This is a genomic window from Lentzea aerocolonigenes (genome assembly GCF_000955955.1).
GTDB lineage: Bacteria > Actinomycetota > Actinomycetes > Mycobacteriales > Pseudonocardiaceae > Lentzea > Lentzea aerocolonigenes_A.
Genome location: NZ_JYJG01000592.1, coordinates 1 through 619, shown reverse-complemented (window position 1 = coordinate 619; position 619 = coordinate 1). Strand labels below are relative to the sequence as shown.

General features: G+C 62.2%; 1 protein-coding gene. It reads left to right on the top strand.

Annotated features, from left to right (window positions below; all coding sequences use genetic code 11):
• Window positions 1-163 precede the first annotated feature (163 nt).
• Window positions 164-619 (top strand): DUF222 domain-containing protein (locus tag UK23_RS47680; RefSeq protein ID WP_045318496.1); only part of this gene is annotated, 456 nt, incomplete at its 3' end.

Genomic DNA, 619 nt, shown 5'->3' with positions numbered 1-619 from the left:
CTCAAAGTCAAGCCCCAATCGCCGGGCTGGGCACGTCATCACCACTGCCCTGATTTGCATTAGGCCTATCCGGCTCGCTTCGCATCGCCACAATGCTGGGTTCACTCGATCGTGTTCGGGCTGAGCTGCTTTTATTTTGTGATCTTGCGGTAGATTAGAACACGTGAGCGAAACCCGACTCCGTGCCACCGACGAGCTGCTGAGCAGCATCGTCGGCAAGGTGACGAAGATGCGGGTTATCGCCAATGAAGTCATGCGGGAGATCGCCGAACTGGATCGGCGTGGGGCAGCCGCTGAATTCGGTTACAAGGATTTGGCGAGGGTGTTGCGTGATGCCGTCCGGTGGGATCTGCGCGAGGCTCGGCAATGGGTCGCGAACGCGTCTCTGTTGAGCAGCGGGATGACGCCGACCGGTAGCGAACTCGCTCCGGAGCTTCCGGTGACCGCCGCTGCGGCGGCTGAGGGCGTGTTGTCGGTCGAGCACGTCGCAGCACTGGCCAAAGTGATGGAGCAGCTGCCCACGGAAGCCGAGGCCACGATGGTGGACTTCGCCCGCGAGCACGTGCCCGCCGCGATCCCCAAGTTCGGCGAGCAGCTGGCCTACGCGTTCTACCAGAAC